15 protein-coding genes are annotated in these 20,254 nt (G+C 72.2%); 11 read left to right on the top strand and 4 right to left on the bottom strand.

Features of this window, described 5'->3' with window-relative positions; genetic code table 11:
- Window positions 1-8: 8 nt before the first annotated feature.
- Window positions 9-788 carry a phytanoyl-CoA dioxygenase family protein gene (locus AB0I83_RS17765; RefSeq protein WP_356535575.1) on the bottom strand — a complete coding sequence of 260 codons (780 nt, stop codon included), beginning with the start codon at window positions 786-788 and terminating at the stop codon, window positions 9-11.
- Window positions 789-1,215: 427 nt separating this feature from the next.
- Here AB0I83_RS17765 and AB0I83_RS17760 point away from each other — a divergent pair, with 427 nt between their 5' ends.
- The 8 genes from AB0I83_RS17760 (at window position 1,216) to AB0I83_RS17725 (ending at window position 13,086) form a co-directional block, all read left to right on the top strand.
- Entirely contained in the window at window positions 1,216-2,664 is a 1,449-nt protein-coding gene (locus AB0I83_RS17760; RefSeq protein WP_356535574.1) for a radical SAM protein, read from the top strand.
- Entirely contained in the window at window positions 2,661-4,064 is a 1,404-nt protein-coding gene (locus AB0I83_RS17755) for an oxidoreductase (protein ID WP_356535573.1), read from the top strand. The genes AB0I83_RS17760 and AB0I83_RS17755 overlap by 4 nt, the downstream gene beginning before the upstream one ends.
- Window positions 4,065-4,099: 35 nt before the next feature.
- Entirely contained in the window at window positions 4,100-5,209 is a 1,110-nt protein-coding gene (locus AB0I83_RS17750) for an AMP-binding protein (RefSeq protein WP_363305194.1), read from the top strand.
- Window position 5,210: 1 nt separating this feature from the next.
- Window positions 5,211-6,587, top strand: coding sequence for an asparagine synthase C-terminal domain-containing protein (locus AB0I83_RS17745; protein WP_363305193.1), 1,377 nt, complete (start codon window positions 5,211-5,213; stop codon window positions 6,585-6,587).
- The gene (locus AB0I83_RS17740) at window positions 6,584-7,987 is read left to right on the top strand and encodes a radical SAM protein (RefSeq protein WP_356535570.1); all 1,404 of its coding nucleotides are present in this window, start codon (window positions 6,584-6,586) and stop codon (window positions 7,985-7,987) included. Before AB0I83_RS17745 ends, AB0I83_RS17740 begins: the two co-directional genes overlap by 4 nt.
- A gap of 85 nt (window positions 7,988-8,072) precedes the next feature.
- Window positions 8,073-10,115: a cobalamin-dependent protein gene (locus tag AB0I83_RS17735; RefSeq protein ID WP_363305192.1), complete on the top strand. Its 2,043-nt coding sequence runs from the start codon at window positions 8,073-8,075 to the stop codon at window positions 10,113-10,115.
- Window positions 10,112-11,575, top strand: coding sequence for an MFS transporter (locus AB0I83_RS17730; RefSeq protein WP_363305191.1), 1,464 nt, complete (start codon window positions 10,112-10,114; stop codon window positions 11,573-11,575). The genes AB0I83_RS17735 and AB0I83_RS17730 overlap by 4 nt, the downstream gene beginning before the upstream one ends.
- A 113-nt stretch (window positions 11,576-11,688) precedes the next feature.
- Window positions 11,689-13,086, top strand: a complete 1,398-nt coding sequence (locus AB0I83_RS17725; protein WP_363305190.1) for a LysR family transcriptional regulator — start codon at window positions 11,689-11,691, stop codon at window positions 13,084-13,086.
- Here the strand turns inward: AB0I83_RS17725 and AB0I83_RS17720 are convergent.
- Window positions 13,061-13,747, bottom strand: a complete 687-nt coding sequence (locus AB0I83_RS17720; protein ID WP_363305189.1) for an HAD family phosphatase — start codon at window positions 13,745-13,747, stop codon at window positions 13,061-13,063. The two genes, AB0I83_RS17725 and AB0I83_RS17720, sit on opposite strands and share 26 nt — an antisense overlap.
- Window positions 13,748-13,981: 234 nt before the next feature.
- On the opposite strand from AB0I83_RS17720, the gene AB0I83_RS17715 reads away from it, so the two are divergent.
- Both AB0I83_RS17715 and AB0I83_RS17710 read left to right on the top strand, forming a co-directional pair.
- Window positions 13,982-14,773: a phytanoyl-CoA dioxygenase family protein gene (locus AB0I83_RS17715; protein WP_356535565.1), complete on the top strand. Its 792-nt coding sequence runs from the start codon at window positions 13,982-13,984 to the stop codon at window positions 14,771-14,773.
- Window positions 14,770-15,774 carry a GNAT family N-acetyltransferase gene (locus tag AB0I83_RS17710; RefSeq protein ID WP_363305188.1) on the top strand — a complete coding sequence of 335 codons (1,005 nt, stop codon included), beginning with the start codon at window positions 14,770-14,772 and terminating at the stop codon, window positions 15,772-15,774. The genes AB0I83_RS17715 and AB0I83_RS17710 overlap by 4 nt, the downstream gene beginning before the upstream one ends.
- A gap of 28 nt (window positions 15,775-15,802) precedes the next feature.
- On the opposite strand, the gene AB0I83_RS17705 is transcribed toward AB0I83_RS17710, so the two are convergent.
- A complete protein-coding gene (locus AB0I83_RS17705; RefSeq protein ID WP_363305187.1) occupies window positions 15,803-16,516 on the bottom strand; it encodes an enoyl-CoA hydratase/isomerase family protein in 714 nt (237 codons plus the stop codon).
- A gap of 280 nt (window positions 16,517-16,796) precedes the next feature.
- On the opposite strand from AB0I83_RS17705, the gene AB0I83_RS17700 reads away from it, so the two are divergent.
- A complete protein-coding gene (locus AB0I83_RS17700) occupies window positions 16,797-17,867 on the top strand; it encodes a hypothetical protein (RefSeq protein WP_363305186.1) in 1,071 nt (356 codons plus the stop codon).
- 49 nt (window positions 17,868-17,916) lie between these two features.
- Here the strand turns inward: AB0I83_RS17700 and AB0I83_RS17695 are convergent, their stop codons facing one another.
- Window positions 17,917-20,166, bottom strand: a complete 2,250-nt coding sequence (locus AB0I83_RS17695) for a serine/threonine-protein kinase (protein ID WP_363305185.1) — start codon at window positions 20,164-20,166, stop codon at window positions 17,917-17,919.
- Window positions 20,167-20,254: the final 88 nt, after the last annotated feature.

The raw sequence follows: 20,254 nt of genomic DNA, 5'->3' as shown, positions 1-20,254 counted from the left end.
CGCCGGGATCACCGGGCGAGGTCCGCCGCGAGCGGGAACCCGGTCATCGCCTCGCCGCGTGCGGAGGCGTCCGCCCGGACGAAGACCAGGGCGTAGGCGCGGCGGGGGCCGTCGGTGAGGTTCGGCCCGGAACCGTGCAGGGCGTTGGCGTGGTGGACCAGCGCGCTGCCCGCTGGCACCGGGTACGCCACGGGCTCCTGCTCGCTGCGCGCCTCGACCAGCACGGCGCCCTCCTCCGGTCTGGTGTGTTCCACCCGGCCCCAGCGGTGGCTGCCGAGGACGTAGTGGACACAGCCGTTCTCCGGTGTGGCGTCGTCCAGGGCCATCCACACGGTGACCGCCTCGGGCGGGGTGAGGTGCCAGTAGCGGTTGTCCTGGTGCAGGACGAGACGGCTGCGGTCGCCCTTGCCGCCCGGCTTGTAGAAGGAGTGGTCGCGGAACAGGCGCACGGGTCCGCCGAGCAGGTGTTCCACCCGCCGGTAGAGATCGGGGCGGCGGACCTGGGCCTCGCAGGCCGGGTCGGACTGCCACAGGTCCACCTTCTGCAGCAGGGCCAGATCCAGCGGTCTGCCCCTGCGCTCGGACAGGTCGCGGACCCCCTCGGCCGGCCGTCCGTCGTCGAAGAAGGCACGTTCCACGCTCCCCCGGAGATCCGCCACCTGCCCGGGTGTCAGCACGTGGTCCCAGCGGACCACTCCGTCGCGCCGGAACACCTCGCGTTCGTCGGCTGCCGGATCCGTGGTGGGTGTCGGCTCCGTCGCACCGGCGGGCAAGTGGGAAGCGGTCATGACACTCCTCTGGAAGGGAGGGGCCGGGCGGTCGTGGTGTGCTGCGGAGGAACCGGCCGGGCCGTTCCGGCGGACTCCGCAGCGATGCTGCCACAGGGCCCGCTCCCGGCCCATAGGCCGAGACGGCATCGGCGTGATGCCCGCACGGCATGACGCGCGCGTGCCGGATCCAGTCATGCCACGGGCGGTCCGCGGTGACCCGCGATTGGCATTGGACGCCGCTCCGACGTGCGGTGTCCCCTGTAATGCGGCTTGCAAGCCCTATGTGACCCCCCGCCGACGCGAGCCGCCGCGGAACCGCTCCCGCCCGTCACAGGCGGGCAGGCACGACAGCACCACGTACGCCACCCACGGAGCCGGGTGCACAGGCTGTGCGGGCAGTCGGTCGGTGCCCGGGGACTGTCCACGCGCAGGAGGCCAGACACGTATGCAGGTTCTACTCGTGAACGCTCGCCGGTCGTCGTACTCCGGGGAGTCGATCTCCGCACCGCAACTGGGGCTGCTCTCGTTGGCCGCGACCCTGCGGGAGGGCACCTTCCACGACACCAAGGGCACAGACGTCCGGTTCATCGACGACCAACTGTTCGTCCTCCAGAGGCCGCTGGCCACGCCGAACGAGTTCCTGCGCGGCCACCACCCGGACATCGTGGGCATCCAGGTCCTGACATCCAGCCTGAAGAACGGCATCAAGCTCGGTGCCGAGAGCCGTCGCCACCATCCGAACGCGCTGGTCGTCTACGGCGGTGTCGGCGCCACACCACTGGCACGCCAGCTCGTCGAGGACGGCTCCGCGGACGTGGTGGTCAAGGGTGAGGGAGAGGTCACCTTCTCCCACCTGGTCCACGAGTACGGCACCAACGGGCGCGCGAACCTGCGCAAGATCCGCGGCATCGTCTTCCGCGACGACGACGGGGTCGTGGTCGAGACACCGGCCGCGCCGCAGGTGATGCGTCTCGACAAGCTGCCCAAGCCGGCCCGGGACCTGGCGGACATGCAGCTGTACAACCAGATCTCCCGAGGCCGGTCCGGCAACCTCGTCACCAGCCGCGGCTGCTCGTACGCCTGCGCCTACTGCTACTCCAAGCACCAGTGGGGGGTGGGCCAGCGCCGGCACAGCGCGGAGCGGGTGGTCGAGGAGATCCGCGACCTGGTCGAGGTCCACGGGTTCGACCGGATCCGCATCGAGGACGACGACTTCGTCGAGGACGTCCCGCGCATGCAGGAGCTGTGCCGGAGCATCGAGAAGTCCGGTCTGCAGGGCAAGTTCGAGTGGGAGGCCAAGGCACGCCCGGACCTCATCGACGACGACATGGCGCGCATGCTGCGCGACTCGGGCTGCTTCCGGCTGCTGGTCGGCGTCGAGACCCTCGACTGGTCGCTGCTCAAGCGGCTCGGCCGGCCCGTCAAGGTCGACGTGACGGAGCGCGCGCTGAGCTCGCTGAGCAAGGCCGGGATCGGTGTACAGGCCACCCTGATTCTCGGCATCCCGGGCGAGACCGACGAGGCGATGCGCTCGACCATCACCTGGCTGCAGGCGAGGCTCGGTGACAACCGGCACGACATCGTCTCGCCCTGCTTCTTCGTGCCCTTCCACCACGAGGTGGAGAAGGACATGGCCAAGCGGGTCGACTTCACCCTGGAGACCGACGACAGCGACTGCTTCACCGGCCACATCCCGGTGACCTCCAGCGACGCGGCGTCGATCGACGAACTGTGGAAGCTGTACGACGACATGACCCCCACGCGTCGCGACGGCAAGTACAAGCGCATCGCCTACCTGGCCGACCTCAGCACCGTCCAGACCCGGCTCGGCGTGCTCGACGGCGGCGTGCCGGAGGCGAAGGAGCCGGCCGCCCTGGTTCCGGAGGTCCAGTGAGTGCGCCGACGGCGGCCCTGGACACGGAAGTCCTCGACGTCCCGGCCCACGACGGTTCGCGGCCGGTCATGTCGCACCGCCCGGACGTCCTCCGCGACGGTGCGGGCAGGCCGCTGGCCCGGCTGGGCTCCGCCGGCCGTCTCACGCAGTTCCGGATGGCCGAGGAGGCCGGCCGGGCGGCCCGCCTCCTGCGCGGCATGGACGACACCGCCTGGTTCGGGCTGCTGCGCCGCGCCGCGGACCGTGTCACCACCCGGCTGGAGACCGGTGACCTCGACCCGTGGCTGCGGGCGCTGTCCGCGGTGAGCGGCCTGCCGCACCGGCGGGCCGCCCGCGGGCTGCGCACGGCCGCCCAGGACCTCGCCCGCATGGAGGAGATCCTGGCCACGCAGTCCCCCGACGGCACGGCGGCGGCCTACCGGACCGGCGGTCGTGACCTGCGGTGGAGCTGGCGCCCGGCGGGCCGGTCGGTGCTGGTGCGTCAGCCGGGCAACTTCCCGACCGTCAACATCGAGTGGCTCCAGGCCCTGGCCGCGCGCCGTCCGGTGCTGCTGAGCACCTCGGCCGCCGACCCCTTCACGCCGTCGCTGCTCACCCAGGAGTTGTACGCGGCCGGGCTGCCCGAGCACGGCTTGTCCCTGGTGCACGGCGACGCGCCCGCGCTGCGCCGGCTGGCCGACCAGGTGCTGTGGCCGGGCGAGGACGTGCCCGCCGACCTGCCGGCCGGAAAGGTGAAGACGTACCACTTCGGCCGGAGCCGGGCGGTGATCGGTGACCGACTGCCGGGGGACGTCTGGCAGCGGCTGGCCCGGGAGGCGTTCGCGGGGTGCGGCAGGCTCTGCACCAACATCAGCTCCCTGGTCGTACTGGGCGATCCCGCGGAGGCGGCCGAGGCGCTGGCCCACGAGTTCGGGGTCAGGCCGGTGCTGCCGCTCGACGATCCCCGGGCGGCGGTGCCGGCCTTCCCGGACCGGGCGGCGCGGGACTCGCTCGCCCTGCGGATCGAGAGGGAGGTCGCGGCCGGAGCGGTGGACGTCACCGCGGCCACGACCGGTGTGCCGTTGCGGGTGGACCTCGACGGCCGGGCCTTCCTCCGGCCGACGGTGCTGCTGGTGGACCCCGGATCACCGCTGTTCGGGACGGAACTCCCCTTCCCCTTCACGGCGGTGGCGCACGTGCCCCGCTCGAAGGCGGTCGCCGCGTGCGCCGGCTCCCTGATCGTGTCCGTCGTCGGGGGGACCGACGGGCTGGTGCGGTCGCTCGCCGAGGAACCGGGCATCGACAAGGTCTTCGCCGGGGACCAGTTCGACCGCGGTTACCACCCGTGCGACCCGCACGAGGGCCATCTCGCCGACTTCCTGTTCAAGAAGAAGGCCGTACTTCCGGGCGCCTCCGCGTGACCGGCCCGGACGGCAACGAAGGAGAGGGACCCGTCATGCGATGTCCGAGCGAGTCGAGGCTCCGTCCGATCACCGACGAGGACGTACGCCGCCTCGTCCGCCTGCACTTCGATCCGCGCCACGGCACGCCGTACTGGCTGGAGCGTGACAGGCGGCAGGCCACCGACGCCCTGGGCAAGGTGCACGGTATCGCGGACGCCGTCGCCCTGATCGGGCTGCGGGACGGGCACGACCAGATGCACTTCGAGGAGGCCGCGCGCCGGACCCCGCTGGAGAACTTCGTGCCGCGCTCGGTGCTCGCCGAGGGCGGCACGCTCTGGGCGGCACAGACCGGCGGCACCACGGGACCGGCCAAGCACGGCACCTGGGGCGGTCGTTACTGGGAGGACGTCCTCGACTTCTCCGACGAGTTCCTGGACCTGCACGGCGTGCCGCGTGGGAAGAACTGGCTGTTCGTCGGGCCGATGGGTCCGCACACGACGGGCCGGCTGGTGGTCGCCTTCGCGGAGCGCCGCGGCGGGATGTGCTTCTCCATCGACCTCGACCCGAGGATCGTGAAGATCTTCGGCGAGGAGGGCATGACCGCCGCCTACGACCGCTACGTGGACCACATCTGGGCGCAGATCGCGGAAGTGGCCCGGTCCCAGGACATCGGGGTCCTGTTCTGCACCTCCCGGCTGCTGGAGATGCTGCCCGAGCGGCTCGGTACCGGGGCGCTGGCCGGGGTCCGGGCCGTCGTGCACGCCGGCACCACCCTGGAGCCCGAGGCGCATCGGCAGCTGCGTGAGGACTTCTTCCCCGGCGCCCCGGTGGTCGGGATGTACGGCACGTCGACCACCGGCATCAGCTGGCAGAAGCCCTTCGAGGCGGAGGACGAGCACCGGGTGGTCTACGTGCCGTGCCAGCCCCACGTCGCCCTCGACGTCGTCGACGAGCAGGGGGAGGACGTCCCCTACGGCAAGGAGGGCCGGGTACGGGTCTGGCGGCTGACGGACGACGCCCTGCTGCCCGGCTTCTGGGAGCGGGACCGGGCCAGGCGGGTCCGCCCGTACGGGGTCGCGGCCGAACGCTTCCCATGGCCGTGGGTGGGAGATCCGTACAGCCCAGAGTTCACCGAGGGACACCGCGTCGAGGGGGTCTACTGACATGGCCGGATTCCTGTTGACCAGTCGGCCGGACGGCGGCACCGAGGTCGGTCTGCTCGGCGAGGGCCGGGGCATGGAGACCACGGTGCGGCGCGACGGCACGGACGTCCTCGTGGTCCAGGGCGACCGGCTCTCCGCGGAGGAACCGCCGGAACACGCACAGCTCGCCGACCTGGTGGCCTGGACCGCGCGAAGCAACAGCCGCTACTGCGCCGTCCTGGTCCGCGAGGGCCGGGCGACCCTGTGGAGCGACGTCGGCGCGACCTGCCCGCTGCACTGGGCGCGTGCCGACGGGGCGCTGCTCGTCGGTACGTCGGCCGGTGCCATGCTTCCGCTCCTCGGCTCCCCCGTGGTGCTGGGGGACGCCGAACGCTCGCTGTTGCCCGGTGGCCGGTTCGCCGGGGTCACTGCGGTTCCCGCGAACAGCGCGGTGACGCTGGTGGTGGACGCCTACGGCGACGAACCCGTCTCGGTGCACCGGCTCGCGGCGCTGCCGGACCGGCCCTCGGTGACGGACCCGGACCAGGCGGTGCGGACCGTCCGGACGGTGCTGGGCGCGTCCGTCGCACGGCTGGCCGCGGGTGCGGACGAGATCGGTGTCTCGCTCAGCGGTGGTGTGGACTCCTCCACCGTCGCGGCGCTCGCGGTACGGGAGGCGGGCGCGTCGGCCGTGCGCACCTACACGGTGGGCACGCCGTTCGGCGACGAGTTCGCCCAGGCGGCGTGGCTGGCGGACCGGCTGGGCACCAAGCACGAGGAGGTCGTCTTCGGTCCTGACCAGCTCGCCGAGATGCTGCCCGGAATGATCCGCGCGATGGAGACCTGGGACGCGCTCACCCTGCAGATCGCCGCACCCGCCTGCTTCCTCCAGGACCACCTCGCCACCGACAGCCGCCAGGTGCTGCTGTCCGGCTACGGGGCGGACCTGGTGTTCGCGGGGCTCGGCGGCACCGGGGGCGAGGAGGCCGTCGAGCGGGCCGTCGTCGCCCAGACCCGCGCGACCGCGCGGAGCAACGAGTTCCACCCGGCCTTCGCCGACGCCCGCCACACCGCCGTACGCCACCCGTACTGGTCACCGGAGGTGATGGCCGCGGCGTTGGACATCCGCGGCCGGCTCAAGGTCCGGGAGGGGACGGCGAAGTGGGTGCTGCGCACCGCGGCAGCCGACGTGCTGCCCGCGGAGGTGGCCATGCGGCCCAAGCGCGGCATCCACGAGGGCACCGCGATGAGCAGGATGTTCGCCGCCGCGCTGGGCAGCGACGACCCCGCCGTCCAGACCGGGCGGCTGTACAGGATCGCCACCGAGGTCTTCCGGGACGGACCGGGGACCGGGACTGGCGAAGCGGACCGGGACCGACGTCTGGGAGGCATGGGATGAGGGTTCTGCTGGTGTGGCCGCGCAACGAACGGGCGCTTCTCAGCGACCGGCTGAGCTGCTGCGAACCGCTGCCGCTCGAATACCTCGGAGGCGCGCTGCGCGGACATCACGACGTGACGATCCACGACCTGCGCCTGGATCCGCCGCTGTCGGAGTACGCGGCGACGCACGAACCGCCGGACCTGGTGGGCGTGGCCATCCCCTACACGACCAGCGTCCGGGTGTCCCGCGAGGTGAGCCGTGAGGCCCGCCGCCTGTGGCCGGACGTACCGATCGTGCTCGGCGGCCACCACCCGACCGTCTCCGCCGAGTGGCTCGACGGCTTCGCCGCCGACTGGGTGGTGGCGGGCGAGGGCGGCGCGGCGCTGAACCGGCTGGCCTGCGACCTGGAGGCGGGCCGCACCCCGCAGACGGGGCAGGGGCTCGCTCCGTACGACGACCGCACCGGCCTGGAACGCGACCGGAAGCCACGCCCCGCGGCGCTCAACGACCTGCCGATGCCGGACCGTTCGCTGCTCTCCCACCACCGGCAGGACTACTTCCACTCGATCTACCGGCCGGTGTCCCTGATCCGGTTCACCGCGGGCTGTCCGTACACCTGCAAGTTCTGCTCGCTGTGGCGGATGACGGACCGGCGCTATCTGGTCAAGGACATCGACCGGGTCCTCGCCGAGATCGCCGACATCGACGGCGAGAACCTCTACGTCGTGGACGACGAGGCGTTCATCCAGCCCGCGCGCATGCTCGAACTCGCCGACGCCATCGACAAGGCCGGCTTCCGCAAGCGGTTCCACATGTACATACGCACGGACACGGCGCTGCGCCGGCCCGACGTCATCGCCCGCTGGGCGGAGATCGGCCTGGACTCGGTACTGGTGGGTGCCGAGTCGATGACCGACGACGAACTGTCCGTCTACCGCAAGGGCACCGACCCCGGCCAGACGAGGAGGGCCCTGGAGCTCTTCCACACCAACCAGGTGAAGGTGCGGGCCAACTTCATCGTCCAGCCCAGCTGGGTCGACGAGGACTTCGCGCGGCTCGGCCGGACGATCGAGGAGCTGCAGGTGGACATGCCGAGCTTCTCCGTGCTGACGCCGCTGCCCGGCACGGACCTGTACGACGAGAGCCGGGACCAGCACATCAGCGACGACCCCGAACTCTTCGACTGCTACCACTCGCTCTTCCCGACGAGGCTGCCGCTGGAGGACTTCTACCACCGGCTCGCCGAACTGCTGGCCGGCGCGAGTGCCCGTCCCGCCCCGGGCGTCGCGTCCGGCCAGGACCCGTCCGTCTTCTACTACTCCGACAACAGCGCCTTCGACGAGATGCTCAGCGGCATCCGCCTCGCCGCCGGGCCGGGCCGCGACCAGGAGCCGGAGCGTGTCCCGAGCACCGGATGACCCCGCCCCCTCCCCCGCCCGCCCCGGCACGCCGGTGCCGTCCCGACGCTGAGCAGACCCGACCACGAGGAGCCGTGACCCGAACATGTCCGCCGAATCCTCCCGCCGCCGCAAGGTGTACTTCATCGGCCTCAACGCGGTGCCCTTCCTCCCCCTGGTCGCCGGCCTGCTGCGCACCTACGCGGAGCAGGACGAACACATCGCGGCCTCCTACGACTTCCAGGAGCCGCTGTTCCTCGTCGCCCCCGTGCGGGAGATGGCGGACGGCATCACCGAGCCGGACGTCCTGGCCCTGTCCTGCTACGTGTGGAACTTCCGCCGGCAGATGAAGGTGGCGAAGATCCTCAAGGAGCGCTATCCGGACATGCTCGTGGTGGCCGGAGGTCCGCACGTGCCGGACCGGGTGGGCGACTTCTTCACCCGCCACCCCTACGTCGACGTGCTGGCGCACGGTGAGGGCGAGGTGGCCTTCCGGGAGCTGCTGTCCACGCGGCTCTCGGACCGCCCCGACTACACCGGCGTACCCGGCGTGACGGTGAACAACGGCGACGCGCCGGTCGCCGGCCCGCCCGCCAGACGGCTGCCGCGGCGGATCGAGACCCCGAGTCCCTACCTCGACGGGGTGATGGACGGGGCCGTGGAGACCTGCCGGCAGCGCGGCCTGCGCTTCTACGCACTGTGGGAGACCAACCGCGGCTGCCCGTACTCCTGCGCCTTCTGCGACTGGGGGTCGGCGACGATGAGCGCGCTGCGGAAGTTCGACGAGGACCGCCTCCAGCACGAGATCGAGTGGTTCGCCCGCAACGACGTGGAGGACCTGTTCATCTGCGACGCCAACTTCGGCATCATGCCCCGCGACCTGGAGATCGCGCACGCGCTGGCGGAGGTCCGCGCGGAGGCCGGCGCGCCGAAGCAGATCCGGGTCAACTTCGCCAAGAACTCCAACGACCGGGTCTTCGAGATCAGCAAGGCCTGGCACGACGCGGACCTGCTGATGGGCACCACGCTGTCCATGCAGAGCACCGACATGGACGTCCTGGAGGCCATCGACCGCAAGAACATCGGCCTCGACAACTACCGCAAACTGCAGCAGCGGTACGCCGTCGAGAACATCCACACCTACACCGAGCTGATCCTGGGACTTCCCCTGGAGACCGCGCGCACCTTCCGCGACGGCATCGGCTCGCTCCTGGAGGCCGGCAACCACGAGGACATCCGCGTCTACGAGTTCGGCATCCTGCCCAACGCGCCGATCAACACCCCGGAGAAGATCTCCGGACACGGCCTGCGCACGGTGCCCAAGCGCCTCTACGCCGAGCGGCCCGACACCCCGGACGACGAGGCGGAGACGATGGACATGGTCATGGAGACCAGCGCCATGCCCCGTGACGAATGGGTCGAGTCCTTCGCCTTCGTGCAGGCGGTGCAGTTCCTGCACAACGGCTGCTACACCCGCCACCTGTCGGTCTACCTCCGGCAGGAGCACGGGATCGGCTACACCGCCTTCTACGAGGGGCTGCAGAACCACTTCACCGCCCGGCCCACCAGTTTCATCGGCTCCCTCTACCTGCGCATGCGCAGCCTGTACCAGGACTACATCGACATCCCGACGCTGCCGCTGGCCAACCTGGTCGCCAGCCAGCCCGACCTGGCCACCCACCTCGCCCCGTTCGGCAGACGACGGGGCTGGACGATCGACAACTGGGGCTGGCTGCGGGTGGCGACGGAGTTCGACCGGTTCCACGACGAACTGCGCGACTACCTCCGCGCCCTCGGCCTCGACCCGGACCAGGACAAGCGGTTGCGCGACGTACTGCGTTTCCAGCGGGACGTCATGCTGCGCCCGGACTACGACCCGGAGCACGGCAAGTCCGCCGAGTACGAGCACGACTGGCCCCACTACTTCGGCGGCGGCCCGCTGCGTGCGCGCCGTGTCCGGGTGGACTACACCGACCAGCGGTTCGGGGCGAACGGCCGCTTCCGCCCGGCACCGGGTGACCTGAAGGCGTTCGCGCTGGCGGCGATCGGCCCGAGCTACCCGGTCTCGCGGATCGGCCACTACCGCCACCGCTTCGAGTCCGCCGAGGTGACGCCGGTGGCGGAGCACGTGCTCAGCGAGCAGCGGTGACCGCGGGCCCCGACGCTCCGGCCGGCGCACTGCCGCACCGTGCGGCGCTGGCCGTTCTCGCCGGGGCCTGCGGCCTGTTCGCGCTGCTCCAGCTCGGCGTGGCGACCCTGCTGCCACAGTTCCAGGAAGCGTTCGGTGTGTCCGGCTCGACGGCCGCGTGGGTGGTCTCCGGACACCTGCTCGCCGGCTGTGTCGCCGCCCCCGTCGTGGGTCGGCTGGGCGACCTGTACGGCCGGCGCTCGGTACTGCTCTGTGTCCTGTCGGTGGTGGCGGTCGCGTCCGTGGTGGCTGCGCTCACCGCGTCGTTCACCGTGCTGCTCGTCGCGCGCCTGGTGCAGGGGGTGGCCGCCGGTCTCTTCCCGCTGTGCGTCGGCCTGCTGCGGGAGGGCTTCCCCCGACGGTCGCTGTCCGGCCCTTCGGGTCTGCTGTCCGCGGCCTTCGGCACGGGCGGCGGTGTGGGCATCGTGCTGGCGGGCCTGTTCGGGGGCGGCCTGTCGGCCGTGCGCTGGCTGTTCGCGGCGGCCGCGCTCCTCGCCGTGGTGCTGCTGGTGGCGGGTGCTCTGGTGCTGCCCGAGACACCGCGGCGGCCGGCCACCCGGATCGACGTACCCGGGCTGCTGCTCCTCGGCACCGTCAGCACCTGCCTGCTGCTGGCGCTGACCCGGTACGGCCAGGAGGGCCCCGGCTCGGTGACCGGCGCGGTGCTGCTGGTACTCGGGGCGGCGGGCTGCGTCCTCCTGGTCCGGGTGGAACGCCGTTCCCCGGAACCGGTGCTGGACATGCGGCTGATGTCCCGCCGGCCGCTCCTCTGCCTCAACCTGGTCAGCCTGCTGACCGGGCTGGTGATGTTCCAGATCGGCGTACTCGCGCCCGCCCTGGTGGCGGCCCCACGCGACACGGGGTACGGCCTCGGCGCGGGCGGTGCCGTCCTGACCCTGGTCATGCTGCCCATGCAGGTCGGCGCGCTGTCCGGTGGGCTGCTGTCGGGCTGGCTGCGGGAGTCGGGGAGGGCGACCGCCCGCACGCTCATGGGCGCGAGCACCGTCCTGTTCGCGGCCGGTCCCGTCGTGTTCGCCCTCCTGCCCTCCGGCGCCGCGGGCCTGGCCCTGGGTACGGCCCTGAACGGCCTGGCCACCGGCCTGCTGGGCGGGGCCATGGCGGAGCTGCTGGTGCAGGCCTCGCCGAGCGGGTCGACGGCGGTGACGGTCGGCCTGAACGGCGTGCTGCGCAACCTCGGCGGAGCCTTCGGAGTGCAGGTCGGTTCCATGGTGCTGGCGGTCTCGGGCGGTGCGTCCGCCCATCCCTCGGCCGACGGGTACCGCACCGTGTTCACCGGTTCCGCCGTGCTGGCCCTCGTCGCGGTGGGCGCGGCGTTCCTCTTCGCCCGTACACCCGTGCCCCGGCAGGACGTGCCGGTGCCGCCCGGCCACACCTCCCGCCCGATTCGGCCAACCACCTGAAGGCCGGGTTCCGCCGGGCCGCCGCCGACCTACCGTGGACCGGGTTCCACGTGGAATCGGCAGGTACCAGCCGTGACGAGGCGGGACCGGGCCGTGGGAGAGAGGAGAGCCGGATGTTCGACCTGCGCCGTTCGGACGTGGTCCTGCTCCAGGCGGTGGCCGACCACGGCAGTCTGCACGCGGTCGAGCGGGACGGCCGCATGACGCAGTCGTCCGCCAGCCGTCGGCTCGTCAAACTCGAACGCCGGCTGCGCACCCTGCTGGTGACCCGCGGTGCCACCGGTACCGAACCCACCGAGGCGGGGCACGCCGTGCTGCACGTGGGGCGGCGGCTGCTGGCCGCGATCGACTTCGCGATCGCCACCACCCACCACGGGTCCGACGCGGCGAGCCGGCTGCCCGTGGTGGAGTTCGCGGTGGGCACGGAGTGGGCGTACGGCCTCGACCGGCATCTGGCGGGCCGATTCCCCGACGTGGTGTTCGACATAGTGCCGGACGACTGCCACCGGGTCTGGCAGCGGTTCGAGCGGTACGCCGCCGACGCGGCTCTCGGCTGGGAGACGGCGCGGCGGCCGATGGCGCGGCGTGGCGGCGTCCTGGTACGGACCGTCGCGGAGGAGCCCCAGCAGATCGCCCTGCCCCTCGGACATCCTCTCGCCGCGCAGGAGATCCTGGACCTGCGGGATCTCGCCCGCACGGAATGGGTGGCCGTGGTCGGCGGCGACTCCGGTGACGACCAGGGCTGGGCGCTCTCCCGGCTCACGCCGGTCCCGCCGGTCAGCTTCACGGTGCGGTCCCAGGGAGCCGCCCTCGACCTGGTGCGCCGTGGGTACGGCATCGCGCTGGTCTCCCCCTCGACCCTCGGCGGCGGTGCCGGACCGGGCGTGGTGCTGCGGCCGCTGCGCCAGAAGTTCGTCCGGAGGCTACGGCTGGCGGTCGACCCGCTGGCGATCCCTGAGCCGCTCGCCGAGGACCTGTGCGCCTGGCTGCGCAGGCTGTACGCGCTGCGGACTGCGGCACCCGGGGCGGTCCCGGCGGGCACGCACCGGGACCGGACTCCGCACAGCGGGGACCACTGCGCCCCGGCGACCGGGCAGACGGCGCCTCCGCCGGTTCTGCTGTCGGAGTTGCGCTGGTCCGCGGCGGACCGCAGCGGCGGCTTCGAGCCGGAACACCTGCACCTGCTCCGGGTGATCGGCCGGACCGGCAGTCTCAACCAGGCGGCTTCGGCCCTGCTGGTCACACAGCCCGCGCTGACCCGCCGTATCCACCGGCTAGAGGCGAGCTGCGGTCTGTCGCTGGTGCACAGCACGGCCCGGGGCACCTCGCTCTCGGCCACCGCGCGTCGGCTGCTGGCCTGCACGGGCCCGGCGGAGCACCGGCTCGACGCCTTGGTGAACCACCTGCGCGAAGGCGATTCCGCTCCCGTCCCCGCGGCCGGCCGGCCACCCGCGCGGGCCGGCGCCGGACCGGTGCGTTCCCCGGTCAGTGCCCGGACGGCATCTCCCTGAGGTGCTCCAGGGCCCGGCGCCCGGCAGGGGCCAGCAGGGGTTCCAGGGCGAGGGCCGTCTCCGGCGCTGTCCGGTGGTGGACGGCTGCCATCCCGATCGCCCGGGCGGCCCGGACGTTGCGTCCGAGGTCGTCCACCAGGACGCAGTCCTCCAGTCGGCGGTCCAGCAGCCGGGCGGTGTGCCGGAAGATCTCCGGCTCGGGTTTGCGCATGCCGACCTCGCAGGAGATCACCACGGCGTCGAACAGCCCGTCCCAGACTCGCCGGTCGTAGGTGTGTCCCCAGGAGTTGGACAGCAGGGCGACCTTCAGGCCCGCGTCACGCAGTGCCCGCAGCAGACCCACCATGGCCGGCTCATCGGTGAACGGCGCGAACATCCGTTCCACCAGGCCCTCCGCGACGGGGTGCGAGCCGTCGGCCCTGCGGACCAGAGCGGCCAGCGTCGCCTCGAACTCGGCCACCGGCAACTCGCCCCGCTCCACCAGGTGGAACTGCCGCGACGCCGGACCGGGCACCGCCCGCGGCCCCAGAAGCCGTCCCAGAGCGGCCTGGAACTCCGCGGCGTCCACCCCCTCGGCGGCCGCCCACTCGGCGATGCCCTCGGCGAAGGACCGGGTGAGGACGCCGCCCCAGTCGACGACGATCCCCGACACCTCTGTCACGGTCTCCCCCTCGCCTTCGGGCAACGGGCCGACGGGCCCCTGCTGTTCCTGGTTCCCAGGGTGCACGGCTCGCCGGACGGCCGCAGCCCTCTCTCCGCCATCCGTCCTATGCCATTTGAGGCGTGTCTCGATCCGTCTTCGTGGATGCGTTGCCGCCGTCCGGAGGGGCGGCACATAGTCGAGCGGTACGGCATCGTGCGACAGCAGGCTCACGCGTACCGGAGGGTGACAGGGATGCAGCTCGGTCGGCCGGTGGAAGAACTGGTCCGCGAACTGGACGAACGCGGGTTCGTCCCACTCGACGATCTCGTCCCCGAACCGGTCCTGGCGGTCATGCGCCGCGGTTGCGACGACCTGATCGAGCGGACCCGGCGTATGCGCCACAGCAGCCAGGGCTGGCAGCTGGAGGCCGAGGGGGAGGGCGGCGGCTGGGCGGCCCGCGCCGAGGGGAGGGAGGGCATCCCCGGCAAGGTGCGGGTGGTGGGCCATGCCCACGAGCACTCCCCGGAACTGGCGAAGGTCCCCGAACTGCTCGGTCTCAACGAGGGAGTGGTGGAGCCGCTGCACGGTCTGCGCGGCGACTTCTACAACAGCTACCTGTGGGCCAAGCCCTCGGAGGTCGGCTCGGAGAAGCCCTGGCACCAGGACGCGCTCTTCCTCAAGGAGGAGTTCTACGAGACCTACGAGGACGTCTTCACCATCTGGATCGCCGTGGACGACGCCCGCGAGGACAACGGCTGCCTCCGCTTCCTGCCCGGCTCCCACCGCGACCGCGTCGTGCAGGAGCCGCACGGCATCGACCGTGAGGACCTGTTCGCCTCCCCCCGCGAACCGTCGCTGGACATCGACCGGCTGTGGCCCGACCTGACGCCGGTGACCCTGCCCCGGCGCGCCGGTTCGGCCGTCCTCTTCCGGGCCTTCACCGCGCACACCTCCTCCGCGAACCGCACCGAGGGGCAGCGGCGCGCCGTCAGTTACGTCTACTCGCTGCCGCGCCGCCCCGGTACGGCGGGAGGCGGGCGGTGACGGCAGCGGCCACGGGCGAGTCCCCCGGCAGGGCCTCGCGGGCGAGCCGGACGCCGGACCTGCGCCCGCTCGACCCCGAGGTCCACACCGACACCGTCTGGCGGCTGGCCCGCGCCCGGGACCTGGCGGCCCTGGGCAGGGCGGAGACGACACGGGGGTGGATCGAGGGACGGCTCACGGCCCCCGGCGCGGATCCCGCGCGTGACGCCCGGCTGTGCCTGGGCCCCGGCGGGGACGTGGTCGGCGCCGCGTGGGTCGGCCGCACCTCGGGTGTGGCCGGCTGGGTCGTCGAGCTGGTCCTGGGGCCGCGGGCCACCCGGGACGACGGGACGGGGCTGCTCGACTTCGCCGTCGCCCGCTGCCGGGAGGCGCTCGGCGGACCGGAGGGCGCGGAGCGGGCGACGCTGTCCTGCTTCGCCTCCGAGGGCGAGCACACCACCCGTGCGGCGCTGCGGGACCACGGCTTCGGCTCGCCCCGCGCCTACCGGCGCATGTCGGTCGCACTGGACGACACCCCCCTCCCGGCCGCACCCGTGGTTCCCGGCGCGGTGGTGCGCCCGCTGCGCGAGGAGGCGGACCTGCGCGCCTTCCACCGCGCGAAGAACCAGGCGTACGCCGCCGAGGAGGCAGGCAAGGAGGAGGACTCCTTCGAGGCCTGGGCACGGTGGTACCGGTCCGACCCCGGGGTCGACCCGGAGCAGTGCGCGCTGCTCGAACTCGACGACCGGGTCGTGGGGTTCGTGAACATCACCGACCGGATGCTGGACAGCCGCGGGGTGGCCTACGTGCGGCAGCTCGGCATCGACCCGTCGGTGCGCGGCAGGGGCCTGGGGGCCGTGCTGCTGGTGTGGGCACTGGGCGAGGCGCGGCGCCGGGGCCGGACCGGGATGGTCCTCACCGTGGACCGGGAGAACGTCCGGGCACGCGCCCTGTACCGGCGGCTCGGCTGGCGGGTGGAGTCCCGCTGGGACGACGTCCGGCGCACCGTCGGCCATGGCTGAGGACGCCGCCGGGCAGGTCCCCTACCGTTCAGTCCTTCCCGATGATGCGCCGCATCCGGGCCTGGGCCTCGCCCGCGCCGAACGCCCTGCGGTGCGACTCCTTGGCCTCGGCCCGTACTCGCTCCAGTCCTTCGACGAACGGCGCGTTCACCCGCGGCCGGGTCCCCTGCACCGCGGCCGGGGTGTAACCGGCGATGGTGCGGGCCAGTTCCACGGCGCGGTCCAGGACCTCCTCGCGGGTGCGTACCTCGTGGAGCAGACCGTCCGCGAGCGCCCGGTCGGCCGGCCACTCCTCGCAGGTGTAGAGCATCCGCTGCATGACGGAGGTGCCGACGGTGTAACGCAGCATGAAACCGCCGAAGTTGCAGGCGATGCCGACCCGCAGTTCCGGCATCACCAGCCGGGCGTTCTCCGCGGCCACGCGGTAGTCGCAGCAGAGGGCGATCTGCAGGCCGATGCCGATGGCGTAGCCGTCTATGGCGGCCACCACCGGCTTGGAGATGCCCGCGATCGCCGTGTAGAGATCGGTGATGTCGTCGATCCAGTCGTTGACCTCGTCCCCGCCGGTGAACGCGGAGACCTCGTTGAAGTCACCGCCCACTCCGAAGGAACGGCCGGGCCCTCCGTGGAGCACGACGGCACGGACGGAGGTGTCCTGGTCGATGTCGTGCATGAGCGCGGTCAGTTCCTGCATCCGTGCGCGGCTGAACGGATTCTGCTCGTGCGCCCCGGAGAACTCCACAAGAATGACTCCGTCACCGATGTGCGAGCATCCGACGGATTTGCAGATGTTCTGAGAAGGCTGAAGCGGGACCGACATCGGCGACCTCTTTTCTCGCTCTTTCGGATTACCTGCGGAACCCGATCGCCGATGCACACTAAATGGGTCGTGCAGGCTGGGTCAACGGCTGTTCCAGCCAGTGGTCACGCCACTCGGACATTCCTGACGGAATCGTCTTGCGGATCCCCTTTCCGGGGAATCACGAGAGCCGGACAAGAGTCACGGAAGAGGATTCGACAGAATGCGAGACAAAGATCCGCAGGTGCCGCTGACCGTGGTCCTGGGTACGGGACGCTGTGGGTCGACGATGCTGTCCGACCTGGTGAACCAGCACCCAGGCGCCTTGAGTCTGAGCGAGTTCTTCGCCTGCCTCGACCCCGGCGCCTTCCCGGACGGCACACTGGACGGAACGGCCTTCTGGAAACTGCTCGGCACCCCGCGCCTGAAGCCGAACGTGCTCATGAGGCACGGGGTCAAGGTGCCGGAGTACCGGTATCCGATCGGCACGGGCCGTTATGCGGCCGGTGAAGTGCCCGCCATCAGCCTGATGACACTTCCACCGCTCACCGATGACCCGGACGGGATGCACGACCGAATACGCGCCGAGGTGACCGGCTGGCCCCCCGCACCGGTTTCCCACCAGTACCTGCGGCTCTTCTCCTGGTGGGCTTCCTCGTGCGGCAGGGATGTCGTGGTCGAGCGTTCCGGAGCCTCGCTGCGGTTTCTTCCGACACTGCTCACCCATTTCCCGGAGGCACGTTTCGTCCACATGTACAGGGACGGCCCGGACTCCGCGGTGTCGATGAGCCGCCACCCGTTGTTCCGGTTGGGGGTGCTGATCGGGGACATGCGAGCGGAACTGGGCGTGGACCCCTACCGGAGCCCGGACCCCCGGCACTCGGAGCTGCTTCCCGAACGGCTGCGGCCGTTCGCCCCCGGCAGCCTGGACGCGGCGACGCTCACGGGCACCGACATCCCCCTGGTCCGGTTCGGTGACATGTGGTCGCGTGCCACCGGGGCGCTCCGGCACTTCGCCGGGCTGCCGCCGGAGCGGCTGCTGCACCTCTCCTACGACGCCGTGGTCGCCGATCCGGTGCCTCGACTGACCACGTTCGGCCGCTTCGTGGGCCTCGCCGAGCCGGAGGAGTGGGCCGCGCGGATCGCGGGGCAGGTGGACCGGAAGCGGGCCGGCGCGGCGGCCCGGCTCTCCGCCGGGCAGATGGAACGACTCCGCCTGGCCTGCGCCCCCGGAGACCGCCGCCTCGCCGAACTCCTCGGTGAGACGGCGGAAGCCCCCCGACCTCAGGGGTGACGGACCGCCGTACCGCACGGGCGCACGGGCCTTGCACGGGCCGCCGGGGTCAGCCCGCCTTCGGCGGCTTCTGCGCGTCGAAGGCGAAGAGGGTGTTCCCGTCGGCCGCCACGATCACCGCACGCCCCGCAACGGCCACGCGCGGGCTCGCACCCTGCTCGCCCGTGAGACCGTCGGCCTGCGGATGTGTCGTCCACAGTGATCTGCCGTCGTGCGGCGCCAGCGCGACCACCCGTCCGGTGGCCGAGCTGAAGTACAACGCGCCGGCTCCGGCCACAGGACCCGAGGCACCCTCCACGCTCGTCTGCCGTGACCACTTCTTCCGGCCGGTCGCGGAGTCGAGGGCGGTGACGAGGCCGGTCTGCCCGCTCACGTAGACGGTGCCGTCCGCCATGCCGGGCGTCCCCTCGTACGTCTTGGCGAGCCGGGAGTACGTGACCTTCCGCGAGGCCGGGTCGACCCGCGCCACCCCGTCGTACCCGACCGGCACCGCTCCCTCGACGTGCTCCTGGAGCAGTACGAGCCTGCCGTCGGCGGCTCCCACCGGGACGGCGGGGCCGTCGACCTCGATGGGTCCGCCCAGTTCGCCCGAGGCGCGGTCGAGGGTGTGCAGAGTGGGGTGGCGCACCTCCGAGGCGTCCAGCTCCGCGTCCGTCGCGCACATCGCCAGGAGCCGCGTACCCACCGGAACCGGAGCGCACCGCTCACCCGCGGGGAACGGCGTCGTCCAGGTGACGTCGCCGCCGCGCGCGTCCCGGGCCTCGAACCGGGAGTCGGAGGAGTCCACCGTCACGACGGCGGAGCCGATCACGACGGCGTCCCGGGTCCGGCCCGTGACGGCCGTCGACTGGGCGCCGGACGGCACGGACCAGAGCTCCCGGCCGTTGTCCGCGTCGATGGCCACCACCTCGCTGGAAGGGTCCTGCGGGGCGTCCTGGGCGGCGAAGCGGTAGCCGAGCACCGTGTCGTCGGTGGCGCCCACCAGGTGCATGCCCTGGACGGGGACACCCGGGCTCTTCGCCGTCCACACCCGCGAGCCGTCCCGGGCACTGACACGGGTCGCCACGACGCCTCCGCCCCCGCAGAACAGCGCGTCGCCGCGCGTGAGGCAACGCAGTTCGTCGGGGATGCCCTCGCCGCCGCTCGGCACGGTCCTGCGCCACGGCTGGAAGCCGTCCGGAAGCACGGCATCCGGCGCCGCGACGCGGCTGCCCCTGTCGCCATCGCCCTTGCCGTCGCCCCCGGAGCCGGCCGCCTTCAGCGCGGCGGCTCCCCCGCCGATCGCCGCCACCGCGACGGCGGCCGCGAGCACGGGCCGCCACCGGCCACGCATTCGGCGGCCGATACGGGTGCCGGTGCTCGCCGCGTCAGGGCCGGCCGGGGCTGCGGTCGGTCCGGTCGGCGCCGGGGTGGCCCGCGTCTCGAGGTGGTGTTCGGTGACCATGTCGCGGGTACGGCCCGTACCGGCCCCGTTCGTGCTGGTCCCGCCGAGTTCGGCGGGCAGGTCCCGCAGCAGCACGAGGAGTTCGTCCGCCGAGGGACGGCCCTCGGGCTCCTTGTCCAGGCACGTCTCGACGACCACGCGCAGGGCCGCCGGCACGGCACCGAGCGACGGCTCCTCGTGCACCACCTGATACGCCGTCAGGTACGGGCTGTCCGCGTCGAAGGGCCCGTGGCCCGTCGCCGCGTACACCAGCAGTGTCCCCAGCGAGAAGACGTCGGACCGGGGCCCCACACCACGCGGCGTCTGCAACTGCTCCGGCGACATGAAGGGAGGCGTACCGATGACCCGCCCCGTCATGGTCAGCGTCTGCTGGTCCACGGCGCGCGAGATACCGAAGTCGATGACGCGCGGGCCCTCGGGCGAGAGCACGACGTTCGAGGGCTTCAGGTCACGGTGGACGACACCCACCCGGTGGATGTCGCGCAGCGCCTCCGCCAGCCCGATGGCGAGCTTCCTCAGCTCCGCTCCGCCCAACGGGCCCTTCTCCGCGATGTGCTGGGCGAGCGTGTGCCCCTCGATAAAGGTCGTCGCCATCCACGGCTGCTCGGCCTCGGTGGCTGCGTCGACCACGGCGGCGGTGAACGCGCCACTCACCCGCCGCGCCGCCGCCACCTCCTGCCGGAAACGGATGCGGAACTCGTCGTCCCCCGCGAACTGCTGGTGGATCAGCTTGATGGCGACAGGTCGCCCCGAGCTCGTACGGGCCAGGAAAACCGTGCCCATGCCACCCGAGCCGAGCCGCGCCTCAAGTGGGTAACCGCCGATCTCGGCAGGATCACCTCCGCGCAGCGACACTCTTCCCGACCTCCCGTCCCCCGTGCACCTCTGCCACCACGGGCCCGCGTACCTGCCTGCACACAAACTATCCGCCGGGCAGTGCGGC

This window comes from Streptomyces sp. NPDC049970, assembly GCF_040660235.1.
Taxonomy (GTDB): Bacteria; Actinomycetota; Actinomycetes; order Streptomycetales; family Streptomycetaceae; genus Streptomyces.
The sequence above is the reverse complement of the archived record's forward strand: the minus strand, read 5'-3'. Positions and strand labels throughout refer to the sequence as shown.